The sequence below is a fragment of the Mucilaginibacter achroorhodeus genome (assembly GCF_007846095.1).
Taxonomy (GTDB): Bacteria; Bacteroidota; Bacteroidia; order Sphingobacteriales; family Sphingobacteriaceae; genus Mucilaginibacter; species Mucilaginibacter achroorhodeus.
This window is the reverse complement of sequence record NZ_VOEI01000006.1, coordinates 1-20,163: the sequence shown is the minus strand read 5'-3', so window position 1 is coordinate 20,163 and position 20,163 is coordinate 1. Positions and strand designations below refer to the sequence as shown.

Below are 20,163 nucleotides of genomic sequence, written 5' to 3'. Positions count from 1 at the left end.
GATACAAGATTTCAATTACTTAAATTTATTACCCCCAAGCGGTAACATCTAAACTGATTTGTAAATTTAATTCAGCCATTAATTTTATACATTCCAAATTGATAAATGCACCGCCTAACAATTGATTACCAGCATGAAAATCCAGAGTGGCCTGAATAAATACATCAACTCGATCTGAAAGACTCAACAATCCGATTTTATCGTTTTCTAAAGATATTAGAAGTTTGAGGAGCTTGTCCTCGAACTCATCCGGTTCAGGGTTTGGCTCATACTCAATACAATTCATTTTATATTGTCTTTTTCCATTGGGGTAAAATGCACCTCTTTTTACTGAAGAGGTTGGAATTATCCCCAAATAAGATTGCATTTCTTCTGGAAACATTTCTTCAGATACGGCTCTTAAACATATTGTATTGCGCGATTCGGTGCTGATATTGAAAATTTCTTTTTCATCTGCATAGACTGCGAAAAAAAAGCTTTCGTTTTTTACCGGTAAGTAAGCAATGGTTACATTTTCTTTATCACGATTTACCCGCGCTATTTTAATTATTTCGTTTTCATAAACGGGTTCGTGAATTTCTAAATACTGCTCTGTTACGCCCAAAGTTGGGGATGCAAATTCAGCGTCTATTAAAGCAAATATCTGTTCATCGGTCATACTTATATTTTAAGATCTTACTTGTAATGCTGGCAGTTGAAATTGTCTTAATAATGCTTGTCACCGCATTAAAATTAGTCAATTTGTGTATAAAATCTACATTTATTGACAGTCACATATCTTTACATTCTCTTATCTTTACCCATCCGCATTAATTTTAGCTGTATAAATGAGCGAAGATATAAGCAATACTGATACTCCCGAAAATAACGAAGAAAACGTACTTCATAACGTAACCTCACTCAACGGGTTATACGAGAACTGGTTCCTGGATTATGCTTCTTATGTAATCCTTGACCGCGCCGTGCCGCATATCAACGATGGCTTAAAGCCTGTGCAGCGCCGTATTTTGCACTCGCTAAAAGAGATGGACGACGGACGTTTCAATAAAGCGGCCAACGTTATTGGTAACACCATGAAGTACCATCCGCATGGCGATGCTTCCATCGGAGATGCCATGGTACAGATAGGCCAAAAAAACCTGCTGATAGACTGCCAGGGTAACTGGGGCGACCCGATAACCGGCGACTCGGCAGCGGCACCACGTTACATAGAGGCCAGATTATCCAAATTTGCGCTGGATGTGGTATTTAACCCCGATACTACCGTTTGGCAGGCCAGTTATGATGGCCGTAACCGCGAGCCAATTACCTTACCTGTAAAATTCCCATTGTTATTAGCGCAAGGTGCTGAGGGTATTGCCGTAGGCTTGGCTACCAAAATTTTGCCGCATAATTTTATTGAACTACTGGATGCATCCATAGGTGTATTACGCGGCGAGCGCCCTAATCTGGTGCCGGATTTCCCGACAGGTGGTATGGCTGATGTGTCGGCATACAACGACGGGCAGCGTGGCGGTAAGGTGCGGGTCCGCGCAAAAATTGTAGAGCGCGATAAAAAGACACTTGCCATTACCGAGATACCGTTTAGCACCACTACCGGTGGTTTGATAGACAGTGTTATATCTGCAAACGACAAAGGCAAGATCAAGATCAAAAAGATAGAAGATAACACTGCCAAAGATGTAGAGATAGTTGTGCACCTGGCACCAGGTATTTCGCCTGATGTTACCATTGATGCACTTTACGCATTTACCGATTGCGAGGTATCCATATCGCCAAACACCTGTGTGATACAGGATGATAAACCACGCTTCATGAGCGTGAATGATATGCTTACCGAGAGCACCCACTTTACCAAAGATCTGCTAAAGCAGGAATTAGAGATACGGCTGAAAGAGCTGATGGAAAAGATCTTCTTCAGCTCATTGCTCAAAATATTTATTCAGGAAGGCATGTATAAGCATCCTGATTATGAAAGCGCATCAGACTTTGAGATGGTGTTAAGCGTGTTAAACCGCTTGTTTGAGCCATTCTTTGCGCAATTTTATCGCGCAATTACACCTGAGGATTATAAAAAGCTTATTGATAAGCCGATGAGCAGCATTACCCGCTTTGACGTTAAGAAAACGGACGAGCAGATCAAAGGGCTGGAAGCGGAGATCAAAACGGTTAAACATCACCTAAAAAACCTAGTGGATTACACCATTGCATGGTTTGAAAAACTAAAAGAGAAATATGGTAAAGGCCGCGAACGTAAAACCGAACTGCGCACCTTTGACCGTGTAGAAGCCTCGCAAGTGGCTTTAGCCAACGTTAAGCTGTATGTAAATAAGGTTGACGGTTTCATCGGCTCTGGTTTAAAGAAAGATGAGAACGTGGAACTGGTTGGCGAATGCTCTGATATTGATGATATCATCGTTTTCCGTAACGATGGCCGCTTTATTGTAACCAAAGTACAGGACAAGGTTTTTGTGGGTAAGGATATCGAACACGTAGCTGTGTTTAAGAAAAATGATGAGCGCACCGTTTATAACATGATCTATAAAGACGGGCAAAGCGGTATTGCTTACATTAAGCGTTTCTCTGTAACCGGCATAACACGCGATAAGGAATATGACCTTACCAAAGGCACCAAAGGCTCTAAAATGCTTTATTTCACCGCCAATCCAAACGGCGAGGCGGAAGTGGTGAACATACAATTGAAACCACACTCAAAGCTTAAAAAGTTACAATTTGACGAAGATTTTGCGCTTATCGCTATCAAGGGCCGCGGATCGATGGGTAACATCGTCACCAAGTATCCTATCAAGAAGATAACGCTCAAGAGCAAAGGCATATCTACACTGGCCGGACGAAAGATATGGTATGATGATATCCTGAAACGCCTTAACGCTGATGGACGTGGTAAGTACCTGGGTGAGTTTGATGGCGATGACCGCATACTGACCGTAATGCCTAATGGTGTTTATGAACTTACCAGCTTTGATCTTAATAATCACTTTGATGATAAGATGATCCTTATCGAGAAGTATGACCCGGCCAAGGTTTTCTCGGTGGTGCACTTTGAAGGAAAATCAAAGAACTACATGATTAAACGCTTTGTATTCGAGAACGTAGCTATTGGTAAGCAAACCAGCATTATTAGTGATGAAAGCGGATCTAAGCTTGTCATCATCTCCGGTGCATCGCAGCCTGTTGTAAAAGTAAATCAGCTTAAGGGCAAAACCGCTATTGAGGAAACAGTGGAGCTGAACCTGGCCGATCTGATAGATGTGAAAGGCATGAAGGCCATGGGTAACCGTTTATCGGTACACCAGGTAAAAACTGTGGAACTGATAGCCGAGCACGACGATGAGGAAGATGTACCCGACCCGGCACCGGATTCTGTAGAGGATACTGAAATTGTAATTACCCCTGACGAAAAGAAAGTTGCTGATGCAGAACCTGCAGATACACAATCTGACCCCATTGATAACGTTGTAGAAGAGGAAACTAAAACGGCTGAAAAACCTGCTGCGGAACAACCAAAGAAAAAGGTTGACCTGGAGATAACCAACCCCGATGATATTGACATGAACGGACAGTTAGACTTGTTTTAAACCACAAACATCATATGCTAAAACGTATACTTGCGTGTTGCCTGCTTGCAATGGCCTGCAACACCATTATCCTTGCCCAAACTGCAACGCATACTTTCGCTTTAGGCGATAAAGATTTTCTGCTCGATGGTAAGCCTTTTCAAATGATATCCGGCGAGATGCATTACACGCGTATCCCTAAAGAATATTGGCATGAGCGCATGAAAATGGCCAAGGCTATGGGGCTTAATACCATAGGTACCTATGTATTTTGGAACGCTCATGGGCCGGCGCAGGGCAAATACAATTTTGAAGGCGAGAATGATATAGCCGGCTTCGTACGTGCCGCAAAAGAGGAAGGCTTATATGTAGTGCTGCGACCCAGCCCTTATGTATGTGCTGAGTGGGAGTTTGGTGGTTACCCATGGTGGTTGCTTAAAGACCGCAACATGAAGGTACGCAGTAAAGACCCTGCCTTTATAAACGCTTACCGCAACTACATGATGGAAATAGGTAAGCAACTTGCGCCGCTGCAGGTTAACCATGGCGGTAACATCCTGATGGTGCAGATAGAGAACGAATACGGTTCTTACAGTAACGACAAGGAATACCTGGCCCAGAACGAAAAGATCTTCAGAGATGCCGGTTTTGATGGTTTGTTGTTTACCTGTGATGGCCCGGGCCAGATGCCGGCAGGCTACCTGCCCGGCTTTTTACCAGCAGTTAACGGCGAGGACAATCCTGCAAAGGTTAAAGAACTGATCAATAAATACCATGACGGTAAAGGGCCATATTACATTGCAGAATGGTACCCGGGTTGGTTTGATAGCTGGGGTAAAGCACACAGCCGCAGCAATGCTGATGAGGATGCCAAAAAGCTTGACGAAGTATTGTCAGCGGGCATCTCTATCAACATGTACATGTTCCATGGCGGCACCACGCGCGATTTTATGAATGGCGCAAACATGAACCGAAAAGAACCTTACTCGCCGCAAACATCGAGCTATGATTATGATGCGCCCCTTAACGAGGCAGGTGACCCTACGCCCAAATTTTATAAGTTAAGAGAAGTTATCGCCAAACATTTGCCTGCCGGGCAAACCTTGCCGGATGTGCCGCAAAAGCGCCGCCGTACCTATGCTTTAGAAGTGACTAAAGTAACAGGCGTAGCAAATTTATTTAACAACCTCGGTACTCCTGTTGAAAGCGAAAAGCCTATGAGCTTTGAAGACCTTGATCAAGGTTATGGTTTGGTGCTTTACCGCACTACGTTGGCCAATGCAACCGGTGGACTGCTTAAAATCAAAGAAATGCGCGATTACGCTACGGTTTATCTGAACGGTAAACGTGTTGCTGTATTAGACCGTCGTTTGGCACAAGATTCAGTTCAATTAGATGGAGTGACGGCTAACAGCGTACTTGACATATTGGTAGAGAACAATGGCCGGATTAACTACGGGCCATTCTTAACAGATAACCGTCAGGGAATCACCGAAAAGGTTACGCTTGCTGATAAAGAACTACTGGGTTGGAAGATGTATAAATTCCCGTTAACTACACCTGCAGGGTTTAAGTATGTGCCCGCCCAAAATGAAGGTGAGCAATATCCGGCCTTGTACCGCAGCACGTTCTCACTTAAAGGTGTTGTAGACACTTATTTGGATATGCACGGCTTTGGTAAAGGGGTGGCCTTTATCAACGGCCATAACCTGGGTAAATATTGGAATATTGGCCCACAGCAAACATTATTTGTACCTGCTGCATGGTTAAAAAGAGGAACTAATGAAGTAGTAATTTTTGATGAACTCAATAGCGGACATAAGCAGATAAGCACCATCGATCATCCCGTGCTGGATGAACTCATGAAAAAATAGGTAAAAAAAAAAGGCATCCGAATGGATGCCTTTTTTTATCGTGTTTTGTGCTGATTATAAGATCAGGATCAAAACTAAAATGATGATGATGATAGCACCTATTGAAAGATAGATACCACCGCTACCCATTGCTTGTGCTTCTTTCTTTAATTCTTTAAGCTCACCTTTTAATTCTTTTTTGTCAGCTTTAGTTAACTGCGATTTGTCCATCGCTTTAATTTCTTCAACGCGCTCTTTAATTTCCTCGCAACGTGCAATACGTTGTTCTTTGGTCATGTTAGCAGCTGCTTCTTTGTACATCTTTTCAGTGTTGATAGTACCCGCATTTGCGCTAAAGGTGAATGTTGTTAACAACATTGCGATGGCGAATAGATAAAATTTTGTTTTCATAGCTTAAAATATTGTAATGAGTAATTTTAAACTGATAAGTATCTAAACACACAAAAAGTTTTAATGAGCATTAAAAAAATGCAATTAAATGCTAATAAAGTATGCTGATTCAAATACGTGGCCTACGGCAACCTTCTGTATTGCCTCTTTTTCCTTAATGTCTTTAACTCCATCAGCAGAGTCGGCGCAGCCCAGCCACGGTTCAATACAAACAAAATCAGCACCGGGTTTTGACCATACGCCCAGATAATTAAAATGTGGGAATTCAACAGCCAAAGTTTTATCATGCCTGGTACTTTTAATGGTCACCAACCTTGATTTAAGACCTTTAAAAACCAGTGCATCGTTGGCAAAAAGTTCGCGCTTTAAATGCAGTTTTTTACCGTCAAGGGCAACAGGCGTTGTTTCGCCGGTGAATTGGCCGTCGGCGTTTAACAAATGGGCATGCAGATCTTCCGGCGTTTCAAACTCAAGATAGTAGTCTTCGTATGCTTCGCCCGTATTAAATGGCACATTAAAGGCTGGATGTCCACCTACTGAAAAATATACCGTTTGCGTATCCCTGTTGATCAATTTATAGGTAATGCGTAAGGCATTATCTATTAATGTGTACAAGACCTGAAAATCAAATTTGTAAGGATAAACCTCAAGTGTATGATCTGAATATGGAAGAGAGAAGCCTGCGTGCTCACTATCGCCCTCCAATACTAAAAATTCAGATTGGCGGGCAAAGCCATGCCTGTTCATTTTATAGGTTTTACCATCTACATGCAGCTCGTTATTTAACAAACCACCTACAATAGGAAAAAGGTTTGGCGCATGGTAAGCCCAAACATCAGGGTCGGCCTGCCACATATGTTCTACTCCGGTTTGTTTGTTTACAAGCGAGGTTAATTGTGCACCCTTGGCATCTATAGTTGCCCTTAGGTATTCATTTTCAAGAATGGTCATGGTTATGTGAGCGTTTAAAAAGCTATTAACAATCCTTATTGGATCTGGTTTCAAAGGTGAAAGTGCAAATAAAATTGGACGAGACAGCTATAAACAACAAAAGCCTCCAAATATGGAAGCTTTCGTTGTTATGTGATAGTAGTGGGCTTATGAGCCGCTTAATGCTGCTGCACCGCTTACTATCTCGGTTAATTCTGTAGTAATAGCCGCCTGGCGCGCCTGGTTGTAAGAAAGTTTAAGGGCTTTCAACAAGTCGCCGGCGTTCTCGGTTGCTTTGTCCATAGCGGTCATGCGGGCACCATGTTCAGATGCGTTTGAGTCTAATACCGCACGGTATAACTGGATCTTAATGTTTTTAGGGATCAGTTGCTCTACTATCTCCTCTTTTGATGGTTCAAGAATGTAATCAACCTGGCTTTCCGGAGTTGCTTCCTTTTTAGAAGCAAAAGCTTCTTTCTCGTTCTTTTCAGGTTTTGGCACCGGCAGCAATTGCTCGGTTATCAAAAACTGCGTTGCTGCGTTTTTAAAATGGTTGTAAACCAGCTCAACTCGGTCATACTGGCCATTAACAAAACCCTTCATTATCTCATCGGTAATTTTTGATGCGTTAATGAAGTTAAGATCAAGGTAAAGGTCGTTATGGTTACCTACCACATTGTATTTGCGGCGGGTATAAAAATCATGGCCTTTTTTACCAATGGCTACGATAGATACGTTACCCGCTTTCATTTGGGCACTGTATTTATCGTTGATAAGATTATTGGCAGCCTTAATGGCATTGGTATTAAATGCACCAGCCAAACCACGGTTTGAGGTTACTACTATCACCAATACGCGTACCGGCTCACGCTCCTGCAGGTAAGGTGATGCACCATCTTCTAAACTTGCAGAAAGGTTAGCCAACAGGTCTTTCAATTTGCTGGCGTATGGGCGCAATTGTACAATGGCATCAGTAGCCCTGCGCAACTTAGCCGCCGAAACCATTTTCATGGCCTTGGTGATCTGCTGCGTTGAGTTTACAGACGCTATCCTGTTTCTTACTTCTTTTAAATTAGCCATTCGTTGTTTTGAGTATCAAGTATCGGGTATCAAGTATCAGGATCTTGGCCTCTCTTGCTTCCCTACTTTCAAAATTTATGTAGTGTATGAGGTATCAAAACAGTGTCTTGATACCTCATACTTGCTACTAAGTACTAATTAGTAATTCGCTGATATTTCTTTAGCTACGGTTTCTAACACGCCGGTTAGCTGATCGTCAAACTTACCTGCTTTAAGGGCTGCAAGCACCTCCGGGTGGCGCACCTCTAATTGGTTGGTAAATTCTTCTTCAAACTTACGGATCTTGTTAACCGGTACGTTACGCATTAAGTTCTTGGTACCAATGTAGATGATGGCAACCTGCTTTTCTACTGATACCGGAGAGAACTGGCCCTGTTTAAGGATCTCTACGTTACGTGCACCCTTATCAATTACAGATTTGGTTGAAGCGTCAAGGTCTGAACCGAATTTAGAGAATGCCTCTAACTCGCGGTATTGTGCCTGGTCAAGCTTTAAGGTACCTGCTACTTTCTTCATTGATTTGATCTGCGCGTTACCACCCACACGTGATACCGAGATACCTACGTTGATGGCCGGGCGGATACCTGCAAGGAACAAGTTAGACTCCAGGAATATCTGACCATCGGTAATAGAAATTACGTTGGTTGGGATATACGCAGATACGTCACCTGCTTGTGTTTCAATGATAGGCAATGCCGTTAATGAACCACCACCTTTAACAATGCCCTTGATAGACTCTGGCAGATCGTTCATTTGCTGAGCGATACTGTCGTTAGAGTTGATCTTAGCGGCACGCTCTAACAAGCGGCTGTGAAGGTAGAATACGTCACCAGGATAAGCCTCACGGCCCGGTGGGCGGCGTAGTAACAATGATACCTCGCGGTAAGCAACAGCCTGTTTAGAAAGGTCATCATAGATGATTAAAGCAGGGCGACCTGTATCGCGGAAGTACTCACCAATAGCTGCACCTGCAAACGGAGCAAAGAACTGCATGGTAGCAGAGTCTGAAGCGTTTGCTGCAACTACGATAGAGTAAGGCATTGCACCGTTCTCTTCTAATGTACGCACGATGTTAGCTACGGTAGAAGCTTTCTGGCCACAGGCAACATATATACAGATCACAGGTTTACCTGCGTCATAAAATTCTTTTTGGTTGATGATGGTATCGATACACACCGCAGTTTTACCTGTTTGGCGGTCGCCGATAACCAACTCGCGCTGGCCACGGCCGATTGGGATCATCGCATCGATAGCTTTGATACCGGTTTGTAACGGCTCGGTAACCGGCTGGCGGTAGATAACGCCCGGTGCTTTACGCTCCAGAGGCATTTCGTAAGTTTGACCGGCGATTGGGCCTTTACCATCAATTGGAGTACCTAAAGTATCTACAACACGGCCAAGCATGCCTTCGCCTACGTTGATAGATGCAATACGGTTTGTACGTTTAACGGTATCACCTTCTTTAATATCGTCTGATTTACCTAACAATACCACACCCACATTATCTTCTTCAAGGTTAAGTACGATACCTTGTAAACTGTTACCAAACTCAACCAGCTCACCTGACTGAACTTTGCTTAAACCGTAAACGCGTGCAATACCATCACCCACCTGGAGTACGGTACCCACTTCTTCTAATTCAGATTCTGACTTAAAGCCGGCTAATTGCTGACGCAGGATAGCTGATACTTCGTCTGGTCTTACCTCTACCATTTTAAATTTATTTAGAGTTTATTTTTCTGTTATTATAGTGCCTTAGCGGCAAAATCTTTTCTTAATTGATTTAGGGCGCTTTGTACGCTGGTATCCAGTTGCCTGTCGCCAACGGTTAGTACAAAACCACCTATTAAAGCTGCATCCACTTTGGTTTTAAGCTGTATGGTGCCGCCAATAGCTTTCTGCAACTCATCAGTAATAACCTGTTTGTTAGCCGCAGACAACGGGGTAGCAGATACAACAGTAGCTTTAGTAATGTGCTTAGCTACGTTATACAGGTTAATGTATTCTTTAGCTGTTGCATAAAGCACTTCGCCACGGCCTTTGTTCACCATCAGTTTAAAAAAGCTGATGGTAATGCTGTTTACTTTACCCCCAAATATGGCATCAAGAATCTGTACCTTTTTCAGTTGCGGAACAATTGGATTGCTCAGTACTGCCTTAAGTTCAGATGATGCTTTAAGTGTTTGAAGAAAAGTATCCATATCGGCTTTGATCACATCAACAACATTTTGCTCCTGTGCAAGCTCAATAAGCGATTTGGCGTACCTGATTCCTATGGTTACTTCTGACATAGTATTTTAGTAGTGAGTGGTGAGCATTAATTGGTGATTAGTTACCTAATCTCTAACCTCTGGTCACTAATCTCTAATTATAATTTCACTTCTTTTAGCAGTTGTGATACAAGCTCGTCCTGCTTTTGCTGGTCTTGCAATTGGTTTTGTAATATCTTTTCAGCAACCTGTATTGAAAGTTGTGCTACCTGATTTTTTACATCAGCCATTGCAATAGCTTTCTGGTTGTTTATCTCAACACGTGCAAGCTCAATCTGGCGTGCGCCTTCTTTATGGGCAGCCTCTTTAGCATCAGCTACAATTTGATCTTTAATTTTCTTGGCTTCAGAAAGGATAAGGTCGCGCTCGGCACGGGCTTGTTTTAACAATACCTCGTTCTCGTTAGTAAGGCGGCTCATTTCTTCTTTAGCAGCTTCGGCTTTAAGCAAAGCATCTTCTATAGAACGCTCACGATCATCAATAGCGCCCATGATAGGTTTCCATGCAAACTTGCCAAGCAGGAAAAACAGCACTAAGAACGATACGGTGGTCCAAAAAACTAAACCAATCTCAGGAGTTACTAATTCCATGTTTTGTTTTATATATGAGTTTTAATGTCAATTATAATAACCGTACCTGCTGCCAACCGCTGCAAGTACGGTTAAAATTTGTTTCCGGGCGGCGGATTAACGTAAGCCCAGGAATGATACAACCACACCGAACAGAGCAGCACCCTCGATAAGAGCGGCAGCAATGATCATCGCAGTTTGGATTTTTGAAGCAGCTTCAGGCTGGCGAGAGATACCTTCCATCGCTTTACCACCTACCTGACCGATACCGATACCAGCACCGATTACTGCTAAACCTGCACCTAATGCAGCAATACTTCCAATCATTGTTTTAAATTTAAAGTGAATATATGTTATATAGTTATTTACAATTATTAATGGTGATGCTCTTCAATGGCAGTACCTATGAACAGCGCTGTTAACAGCGTAAAGATGAAGGCCTGCAATGCAGCAACCAGCAACTCTAACACATCCATGAACACCACAAACGCAACTGATACCGGAGCAATGGCAACGCTTTTGAACACAAATATCAATGATATCAAGCTCAATACGATAATGTGACCTGCTGTGATGTTAGCAAACAAACGGATCATTAACGCAAAAGGCTTAGAGATAATACCTACCAACTCTACCGGCCACATGATAGGGTACAACCAAACCGGTACGTCTGGTGCAAAAATGTGTTTCCAGTAGTATTTATTACCATTTACGTTAACGATGATAAGCGTGATAACAGATAGTACAAACGTTACCGCGATGTTACCCGTTAAGTTTGAACCACCCGGAAAGAACGGGACCAAACCAATTAAGTTATTGATCCATATAAAGAAGAACACGGTTAACAACAAAGGCATAAAGCGCTGATATTTGTAACCAATGTTAGGGCGGGCTATATCATCACGCACAAACAGGATGATAGGCTCCATAAAAGATTGCAAACCTTTAGGCGCCTTACCTGCGCGTTTCTTATAAGCTGCAGAAACACTAAGGAATATAATTAACAACAACACTAAAGAGATCCACATACTCACCACGTTTTTGGTGATAGAAAGGTCGATCAGTTTTTTATGCATGTTAAGCATGTTGGCACCTGCAGTAAGCTCCTCGCCCGGGCCAACAATGGCAATTTTATCTTTAACTAAACGGTAGGTGTAATATTTACCAGGATAGTCGGCATGGCCGTGCTCAAAGTGAGCAGATGAAAACATCTCGATGCCCTGGTCAGTATAAAGAATAACCGGCAAAGGCACGGTGGTATGGCCCCATAAGTGCCAGCTGTGCGAATCGGCAATGTGTTCAAGTATTACCTCACTTGGGCTAAACTCTTTTTCGGTGTTTGTTTCTTCGGCAGCCACGGCATGTTCTTCATGCTGTATAGCAAAAGTTTTACAAGAGATAAACGTTAAAAAAACGCCTAAAATGAGGCTTAAAGCTATTTTTTTTGAATTCAAAATATGGCTTAAATACATTGAATGAGTGTTTTTTACTTTCAATTTTGGTTGCGCAAGTTACACAACAAAACGTAAACTTCAAAGGCAGTATTTAAGAAATATAAATAAGCAAAATCGATCAAAAAAATGGTGTGATCGATGTGTATTTTTGACACAAAAATCAACGCAAAAGCCATACATCCGAGCATCTTTACAATGGTAGTTGCCAGGAAGGTTTGGGCATATAAATTGGGTTTTATACGCTGTACGGCCAATATTGAACCAATTACTATAAAGGTAAAGGCAGTAATAAAGAAGAAAAGCACCCAGAATTTTGGTACCAGCCAGGCCCCGCCAAGGAACGCCGGAATAGCAGCAAGCACCGCCACAAACAGCACAAATTGGAGTAAAATTTTTTGCGCTTTCAATTCCTTACCGCTCTAATAACCAGGTACAACGAAACAAAAACGCCTGCCAGTGCCAGCGTAGCGGTAACCCATTTAGTTTGGTGCGCAGCAGACTCATCTATCTTATAACCTACAAAGGTAAATACGCCTATAACCACTATCATTTGTACGGCAAGCCCGGTGTATTTTGCATAAGCGTTAACCTGTCCTCCGCCTCTACTGTTATCCTTTATTTCGTTTTCTTCCATCAGGCAAATTTATTAAACCTTTGCATAATGTTTGTTATTTTAGCGAGGCATTTACTTTGGCCGGGCAACCTTTAATGAACCGCTAACACTTGAGGGAAAATTCTACGTTATACACATCTCGTTTTATAAGGTCTGCAGCATTTGCGGTAGTGCTTGCAATTGCCGCATGCTCGCTCGAAAAACAAAGCGCTGTTAACCGTGGCCTCCAAAACCTCACGGCCAAATACAATATCCTTTTTAATGCTAACGAGATATTGCGCGCCAAGCAGGAAGCTTATGCGCAGGCTTATGTTGACGACTACAGCGAACTCCTGAGCGTTTACCAGGATACCACGGCCGGCATGGACCAGCCCGACCCCGACCTGGATGCCGTAAAGAAACGCGCCAATACCATCATCAGTGTTAAAGAGCAAAGCCATTATTTGGGCGACGCCTATATGCTTTTGTGTAAAGCAAATTTTTTAGATGGCAATTATTTTGACGCGATTGAGTACGCCAATTACGTTATCCGCTCTTATGGCACACAACAGCCCGATCTTCGGCAGGAAGCATTGGTTTATAAGGCGCGTGCGCTTTTATATATCAGACAACCAAACGATGCCAAAACAGCTTTAGATATTGCGTTACGAAACGTTAATCCTAAAAAGAACATCACCGCCGATGTTTACGCCAGCAAATTGCAGTATGACATTAACGTGCAGGAATACAGCGATGCTGAAGCCATGGCCAAGCTTGCCATAGAATATGCCAACAACAGCCGCCAGCGCTTACGCTGGACCTACATTTTAGGCCAGTTGCAGGAGTTAAACCATAAACCGGCAGAAGCTATTGAAAGCTATAATCGCGTGGCAAAAAGTAATGCTTTGTTTGGTATGGCCTTTAACGCCAACCTTAACCGCATACGTATTGAGGAAGGGCAAACCGGTGTAAAACTTACCCGCACCGCAAGGCTGCGCTCACTTTTGAAGAACCAAAACAACAACGATTTTGCGGATCAGATCTATTATCAGATAGGCGAACTGCAATATGCTGATGGTAATGTAGACGACGCCCTTAAAAGCTATGCGCAATCGGTAAAGGTGAGTACCAGGAACCAAACACAAAGAGGCCTATCCTACTTGCGCAGTGCCGATATCTATTTTAAAGACAAAGCCGACTACGTACGTGCTAAAATATATTACGATAGCACGCTGGCTAACCTGCCGCCTAACTACCCGCGTTACATCACGATCGCTAAAAAGGCCGATAACCTGCAGGTGTTAGCCGATGCACTGCAAGCTATAGCTCACCAGGATACGCTACAAATGCTGGCCAAGCTTGATGAAACCGCGCGCACGCAGCGTATCGATAAAATGGTGGAGGCTCAGGCTTTAAAGCAAGCGCGCCAGGCTAACATTGCTACAAGTGCACAGGCCCGCAATACAATAAACGTTAATGAGCCACCTGTGGAAAGCACGCCAACGGGTACTGCGTTCTATTTTAATAATGCCAATGCGGTGAGCCAGGGTTTTAGCAATTTTAAAAGAGTTTGGGGCAACCGTAAACTGGAGGATAACTGGCGCAGGGCAAACCGTGCAAGCAGCAACATCACGCAGAACAACACCGTAACGCCCGTTAACACTGATGCTGATATAGTGGCTAATGATCCTGCAAGTCCGGGCAATGCGGGTAATATTGCTGCTACCAATTACAAACAGCAGATATTACAGGAACTGCCGCTTAATCCGGAGTTGATGGCCCGGTCAAACAGGATCATCCTGGATGCTTACATGGATATCGCTAATTTTTACCGTGATATTTTAGATGACAAGAAAGAGGCCATCATTGCATTTGAGAAAGTGTTAAGCCGTTTCCCGGCGAATGACAACACACCTGCTATTTATTACAATTTGTACAGGCTTTATACCGATACCAGGGATGAACCATCCGCAAACAGGTATAAAGATCTGCTGGTAAAAAACTATCCGCAAACACCTTTTGCCAAAACCATCCTCGATCCCGAATACGCCCGCCATGTAGCAGATGAAGATAACGGTTTTGCCATGCTCTATAATAAGGTGTATGATCTGTATGCAGCCAGGAAATATGCCGATATGATAACCTCTGCGGATGCTTTGCTGGCGCAATATCCAAATAACCGTTATGCAGCCCAGGTTTATTACCTGCGTGCTTTTGCTGCCGCGCATAAGGAGCCGCTTACTCCATTTGCAAACGATCTGCAGCAAATTGCAACGCGCTACCCCAATGATAAGCTGATAACGCCTTTGGTTAACCAGCACTTGGCTTATATTGCCGCCAATCAAACTGAACTGGCCCAGCGTAAAGTGGTGTTGAGCGACCGCGACGTTGCCGACCCTTTATTTACCCTACCAATAGTTTATCAGCAAAAAACAGAGTACCGTGTACCTGCCGAAAAGATAGAGGTAGTGCCTGATGTACGCAAACCGGAGGAGCTCGCTGTAATTACGCCAGAGCCCGTAATTAAAGAAAAGGCATCTGAAATAACCAAAACAGAATTAAAGCCTATAGCCAAACCTGCTGAGCAACCTGTGGCTGAAAAACCTGCAGAACAGGGAGTTGTAGCTAAACCGGAGCCGGCCACACCAACTGTAACGAAACCAAAATACAACACATCAATATTTAGTAAGCGTGATAGCACAAACTATTATTTTGTAGTAAATGTTAGCTCGGGTACAACTAACCTCGCATCTTCGCGTTTTGGAATTGGGCAATTTAACAGGGTCAACTTTGAAGGTAATACCATCAAACATCAACTTAAGGCCGTTGGCGCCGATAACCAGCTGATATACGTTGGCAGGTTCTCCAGCTTAAACAATGTTAAAGATTATGCCCGTAACATTATCCCGCTGATGCCTGATATTATGAAGGTACCTAAGGACAAATACAGCTTTTTTATCATAACACAAGAAAATCTGGATAAATTAGCAGACAAAATTGCGTTAGATAGTTACTACCAGTACTATCAGGAGAATTACTAAATGAAACCCACAAAAAATAAACTTACACAGCAAGACATCAGAGGATATAACTGGGCCATCTGGCGCTTATTTATCATAGGCTTTAGCTTGTTTGTAATAGCCTTATTGCTGATAGCCTTCCAGGTGTTTGGTCCGCTGCCATCATTCCGCGAGTTGGAGAACCCTAAAAGCGACCAGGCATCAGAAGTGATTTCTTCTGATAAGGAGATATTAGGTAAATATTATATCAAGAACCGCACAAGCGTAACATACAAACAGATATCGCCCAACGTAATAAATGCCTTGGTTGCTACAGAGGACTCGCGCTTTTTTGAGCACTCCGGTATAGATTTTCAGCGTACGTTTACTATTGTACTGTATAACCTGGTAGGTAAAAAACAAGGTGGCAGTACCATCACCCAGCAGCTGGCGCTTAACCTGTTCTCAGAACGTTCACGTAACCCGTTTAAGCGTATAGTACAAAAACTGCAGGAATGGATAACCGCTGTTAAGCTGGAGCGTAATTATACCAAAGAAGAGATCTTAACGCTTTACCTGAACACGGTAGACTTTGGTGCTTACAATACCTATGGTATCAGCTCGGCAGCGCGTACCTATTTTAATACCACGCCGGATCAGCTTACCGAAGACCAGGCTGCTTTGTTAATAGGCATGATCAACGGGCCGGGCATCTACTCGCCTATCAACCATCCGGATAATGCACTTAAACGCCGAAACTTTGTGCTTCGCCGTATGGCAGAGGAAGAAAAAATAAGTCAGGGCCAGGCAGATGAATTAAAAGCGAAGCCTTTGGGTTTAAAGTTTAATCCTATCAATCATAATGATGGTATAGCGCCATACTTCCGTGCTGTGCTTAAAAAGGAAATTCAAAAAATACTGGTTGATAAAGCCATTTTTAAACCGGATGGTGTTACACCTTATGATCTTGACCGCGACGGTTTAAAGATCTATGTGACCATTAACGCCACCATGCAAAAGTATGCCGAAGAAGCGCAAAAGGAATATATGCGCAACTTACAGGCGCAATTTAATGCACACTGGCGCGGTATAAGCTTATGGAAAACCATACCAACTTTTAAATCATTGCTGGATAAAGGCATGAAACGATCAGACCGTTACATAGCGGCCAAGCAACTGAACAAGTCTGACGAGGAGATCAAAGAAGAGTTCAACACACCCGCCAAAATGAACCTGTTTACCTGGCGAGGTGATATTGATACAATAATGAAGCCGATCGACTCTATTGTGTATTGTAAAATGATGCTGCGTAACGCCATGATGAGTATGGACCCAACCACCGGCTACATAAAAGCTTGGGTTGGCGGCACCAATTTTGAACACTTTAAGTACGACCAGGTTAAAATGGGTACTCGCCAGGTGGGCTCAACCGCCAAACCTTTTACTTACGCGGTGGCTGTTGAAAATGGTTTCTCTCCATGTATGCAGGTTGCTAACGAACCAATAACTATTACCGGTTACGGCACGCCATGGTCGCCGCGTTCATCGCCGAGCGAGACTGTTCCCGGCGTGATCACCCTTCGCAAAGCTTTGGCGCGTTCGCAAAACTGGGTTACCGCCTATGTGATGAACGAGGTGAAACCGCAGCCGGTTGCAGATCTGATCAAAAAGATGGGCATTACCAGCAATGTACCGCCCTATCCGTCGATCTGTTTAGGAACGTTTGATGCATCGGTGTTTGACATGACCGGAGCTTACTCGGTATTCTCTAACCAGGGTGTTTGGACAGAGCCCACCTATCTTCTACGTATTGAGGATAAGAACGGAAACGTGCTTTACAATAATTCGCCACGCGTGGTACAAGCCATGAACGAGCAGACCGCCTACGTAATGACTTACATGCTTAAGGGGGTCATTGAAGAAGGTACCGGATGGCGCTTACGCGGAACGTATAAACTCACTAACCCCATCGGTGGTAAAACAGGTACAACTAATGATAACTCAGACGGTTGGTTCATAGGTATAACCCCTCAATTAGTTACCGGTGTTTGGACAGGCTGCGAGGACCGCGATATCCACTTCCGGTCGACCCGGTTGGGCGAGGGTGCCAATACTGCACTGCCTATATTTGCATTGTACATGAAACGGGTGTATGCCAACCCTGAACTGGGCATTAAAAAGAACGTCGACTTTGTTCCGCCAAAATCCGGTTTATCAATAACGCTTGATTGTAACGCCTACAGCCAGCAACAAACCGGGCAAACAGAGGTAGACCAGAAGTTAGATTTTTAGCCCCCCTACCCCCTGAAGGGGGTTATTGGGAAGGGTTCAACTTTATTCCCCCTTTAGGGGGTTAGGGGGCCAATGGAAAAATTCGATTACCGAGAAGCTTTAAAAAATATACCGCATAAGCCGGGTGTATATCAGTATTGGGATACCGATAACGAGTTGATATACATCGGCAAGGCTAAAGACCTGCGTAACCGTGTGGGGTCTTATTTTAATAAGGATACGCAGATAAATGCCAAGACACGTGTGCTGGTGTCTAAGATCCGTAAGATCACTTTTACTATCGTTGATACGGAAGTGGATGCATGGTTGCTGGAAAATGCCATGATCAAGAAACATCAGCCGCGCTATAACGTGATGCTGAAGGATGATAAGACCTATCCCTGGATCATTATCAAGAACGAGAACTTCCCACGCATTTTCTGGACACGCCGCATCATTAAAGACGGTTCTAAATATTTGGGACCATATGCTTCGGTAAGCATGATGCATACTATTTTGGGGCTCATTAAAGAAACTTATCCCCTGCGTACCTGCAGCCTTGCCTTAACCCGAGAGAATATCGATAAAGGCAAGTTTAAGGTTTGCCTGGAGTACCAGTTGGGCAACTGTAAAGGGCCTTGCCAGAACTATCAATCAGAAGAAGACTACAACCGCGGAATTGCTGAGATTACCGACGTTTTAAATGGTAAAATAGGCAACGTGGTCCGTAACCTGAAACGTGACCTTGACGAAGCAGTTGCCGATCTGAATTTTGAACTGGCCCACCGCCTTAAACGTAAAGCTGAGCTTTTGGAGAATTACCAAAGTAAATCAACCGTAGTAAACTCCTCTATTACAGATGTTGATGTCTTCAGCATTGCATCAGAAGAGAAATATGCCTTTGTGAACTACCTAAAAGTGATGAATGGCACCATCATTCAAACGCAAACCATTGAGCTTAAGAAACGCCTTGATGAAAGCGATGAAGAGTTACTGGAAATAGCCATCAGCGAATTTAGAACGCGTTACAACAGTACCTCAAAAGAGATCATCGTACCGTTCGACATCGATTTAGAGGATACCCGAATCAAATTTACCGTTCCCAAACTGGGCGAGAAAAAGAAGTTGCTTGATCTGTCTCAAAAGAACGTTCAATTCTTTAAAAAAGAGAAGATCGACCAGTATGAAAAACTGAACCCCGAGATTCGCACGGAACGTTTGTTAACGCAGATGATGAAAGACCTGCGCATGAACCAGTTGCCGCGCCACATCGAGTGTTTTGATAACTCCAACTTCCAGGGTAAGTATCCCGTATCGGCGATTGTTGTTTTCAAAGATGGCAAGCCTTCTAAAAAGGATTACCGTTTCTTCAACGTAAAAACCGTGGAGGGGCCAAACGACTTTGCCACTATGGAAGAAGCCGTTTTCCGCCGCTATCGCCGCACGTTAGACGAAGATACCGGCTTACCCCAACTCATCATTATTGATGGTGGTAAAGGCCAGCTTTCATCGGCATTAAAGAGCTTGAGACTTTTAGGGATAGAGAAACAGGTAACCGTTATTGGCATTGCCAAGAGACTGGAGGAGCTTTACTACCCGGGCGACCAATACCCGATGTACCTGGACAAGAAATCAGAAACTTTAAAGATCATTCAGCAACTGCGCGATGAGGCACACCGCTTTGGCATAACTGCCCACCGCAAAAAACGTGATAAAGGAACACTCGCTACCGAACTGGAGATTATACCGGGCATAGGCAAAACAACTGCAGAAAAGCTTTTAAAATACTTTAAGTCCGTAAAGAAAATACGTGAAGCCAATGAGACCGAACTACAGGAAGTAGTAAATCTAAAACAAGCTAAAGCCATTACTGCTTACTTTAACCCGGCTGTAAGCGAGCAGAAGGCCGGCGGTTTGCTGCCTTGAGCTATTTTTAATACTATCAAAAAATTCATGTAATTGCGAGGAGCGCCAGCGACGTGGCAATCTCCTCGCGTTAAAGATCTGCATGCGACGAGATTGCCACGCTATCGCTCGCAATTGTAAAGGTCAATTAATTCGGTAACAGAATTAGCTTTAAAGAATAAAGCAATATTGTTATGCGGAACATTAATAATGACCTTACGTTAAAGCGGAATTATCTGAGCAAATACCGT

The 20,163-nt window shown here is 43.5% G+C and carries 16 protein-coding genes; 5 read left to right on the top strand and 11 right to left on the bottom strand.

Translation table 11 applies throughout. The features are described 5' to 3' along the window. Positions 1-28: 28 nt before the first annotated feature. On the bottom strand, positions 29-658 hold the full coding sequence (locus tag FPZ42_RS15240; protein ID WP_146272654.1) for a DUF4279 domain-containing protein: 630 nt from the start codon (positions 656-658) through the stop codon (positions 29-31). A gap of 169 nt (positions 659-827) precedes the next feature. Here FPZ42_RS15240 and FPZ42_RS15235 point away from each other — a divergent pair, with 169 nt between their 5' ends. Next, complete coding sequence (locus FPZ42_RS15235; protein WP_146272652.1) at positions 828-3,599, top strand: DNA gyrase/topoisomerase IV subunit A; 2,772 nt, start codon at positions 828-830, stop codon at positions 3,597-3,599. Positions 3,600-3,613: 14 nt separating this feature from the next. Continuing rightward, a complete protein-coding gene (locus tag FPZ42_RS15230; protein WP_186458790.1) occupies positions 3,614-5,452 on the top strand; it encodes a glycoside hydrolase family 35 protein in 1,839 nt (612 codons plus the stop codon). A gap of 54 nt (positions 5,453-5,506) precedes the next feature. Here FPZ42_RS15230 and FPZ42_RS15225 read toward each other — a convergent pair whose 3' ends face one another. The 10 genes from FPZ42_RS15225 to FPZ42_RS15180 form a co-directional block, all read right to left on the bottom strand. Then, complete coding sequence (locus FPZ42_RS15225; RefSeq protein ID WP_146272650.1) at positions 5,507-5,842, bottom strand: hypothetical protein; 336 nt, start codon at positions 5,840-5,842, stop codon at positions 5,507-5,509. An 84-nt stretch (positions 5,843-5,926) separates the two neighbouring features. Beyond that, positions 5,927-6,793 (bottom strand): aldose 1-epimerase family protein, encoded by an 867-nt coding sequence (locus FPZ42_RS15220; protein WP_146272648.1) that lies wholly within the window; start codon positions 6,791-6,793, stop codon positions 5,927-5,929. Between the two features lie 147 nt (positions 6,794-6,940). After that, positions 6,941-7,852 carry an ATP synthase F1 subunit gamma gene (gene atpG, locus FPZ42_RS15215; RefSeq protein ID WP_146272646.1) on the bottom strand — a complete coding sequence of 304 codons (912 nt, stop codon included), beginning with the start codon at positions 7,850-7,852 and terminating at the stop codon, positions 6,941-6,943. A 138-nt stretch (positions 7,853-7,990) separates the two neighbouring features. Then, positions 7,991-9,565 (bottom strand): F0F1 ATP synthase subunit alpha, encoded by a 1,575-nt coding sequence (gene atpA, locus FPZ42_RS15210; protein ID WP_146272645.1) that lies wholly within the window; start codon positions 9,563-9,565, stop codon positions 7,991-7,993. A 32-nt stretch (positions 9,566-9,597) separates the two neighbouring features. Then, positions 9,598-10,143 (bottom strand): ATP synthase F1 subunit delta, encoded by a 546-nt coding sequence (gene atpH, locus FPZ42_RS15205; protein ID WP_146272643.1) that lies wholly within the window; start codon positions 10,141-10,143, stop codon positions 9,598-9,600. A gap of 77 nt (positions 10,144-10,220) precedes the next feature. Then, on the bottom strand, positions 10,221-10,712 hold the full coding sequence (gene atpF / locus FPZ42_RS15200) for a F0F1 ATP synthase subunit B (RefSeq protein ID WP_146272641.1): 492 nt from the start codon (positions 10,710-10,712) through the stop codon (positions 10,221-10,223). Positions 10,713-10,808: 96 nt separating this feature from the next. Next, positions 10,809-11,018 (bottom strand): ATP synthase F0 subunit C, encoded by a 210-nt coding sequence (atpE, locus tag FPZ42_RS15195; protein ID WP_091171878.1) that lies wholly within the window; start codon positions 11,016-11,018, stop codon positions 10,809-10,811. Between the two features lie 47 nt (positions 11,019-11,065). Beyond that, positions 11,066-12,163, bottom strand: coding sequence for a F0F1 ATP synthase subunit A (atpB, locus tag FPZ42_RS15190; protein WP_146272947.1), 1,098 nt, complete (start codon positions 12,161-12,163; stop codon positions 11,066-11,068). 20 nt (positions 12,164-12,183) lie between these two features. Next, on the bottom strand, positions 12,184-12,552 hold the full coding sequence (locus FPZ42_RS15185) for a hypothetical protein (RefSeq protein ID WP_146272639.1): 369 nt from the start codon (positions 12,550-12,552) through the stop codon (positions 12,184-12,186). Further along, positions 12,549-12,779 (bottom strand): AtpZ/AtpI family protein, encoded by a 231-nt coding sequence (locus tag FPZ42_RS15180; RefSeq protein WP_146272637.1) that lies wholly within the window; start codon positions 12,777-12,779, stop codon positions 12,549-12,551. The genes FPZ42_RS15185 and FPZ42_RS15180 overlap by 4 nt, the downstream gene beginning before the upstream one ends. Before the next feature lie 89 nt (positions 12,780-12,868). On the opposite strand from FPZ42_RS15180, the gene porW reads away from it, so the two are divergent. From porW to uvrC, 3 genes are all read left to right on the top strand, one after another. Continuing rightward, the gene (porW, locus tag FPZ42_RS15175; protein ID WP_146272635.1) at positions 12,869-15,778 is read left to right on the top strand and encodes a type IX secretion system periplasmic lipoprotein PorW/SprE; all 2,910 of its coding nucleotides are present in this window, start codon (positions 12,869-12,871) and stop codon (positions 15,776-15,778) included. Then, complete coding sequence (locus FPZ42_RS15170) at positions 15,779-18,028, top strand: penicillin-binding protein 1A (protein WP_146272633.1); 2,250 nt, start codon at positions 15,779-15,781, stop codon at positions 18,026-18,028. It abuts the gene before it with no gap. 72 nt (positions 18,029-18,100) lie between these two features. Next, complete coding sequence (gene uvrC, locus FPZ42_RS15165) at positions 18,101-19,933, top strand: excinuclease ABC subunit UvrC (RefSeq protein ID WP_146272631.1); 1,833 nt, start codon at positions 18,101-18,103, stop codon at positions 19,931-19,933. Positions 19,934-20,163 lie beyond the last annotated feature (230 nt).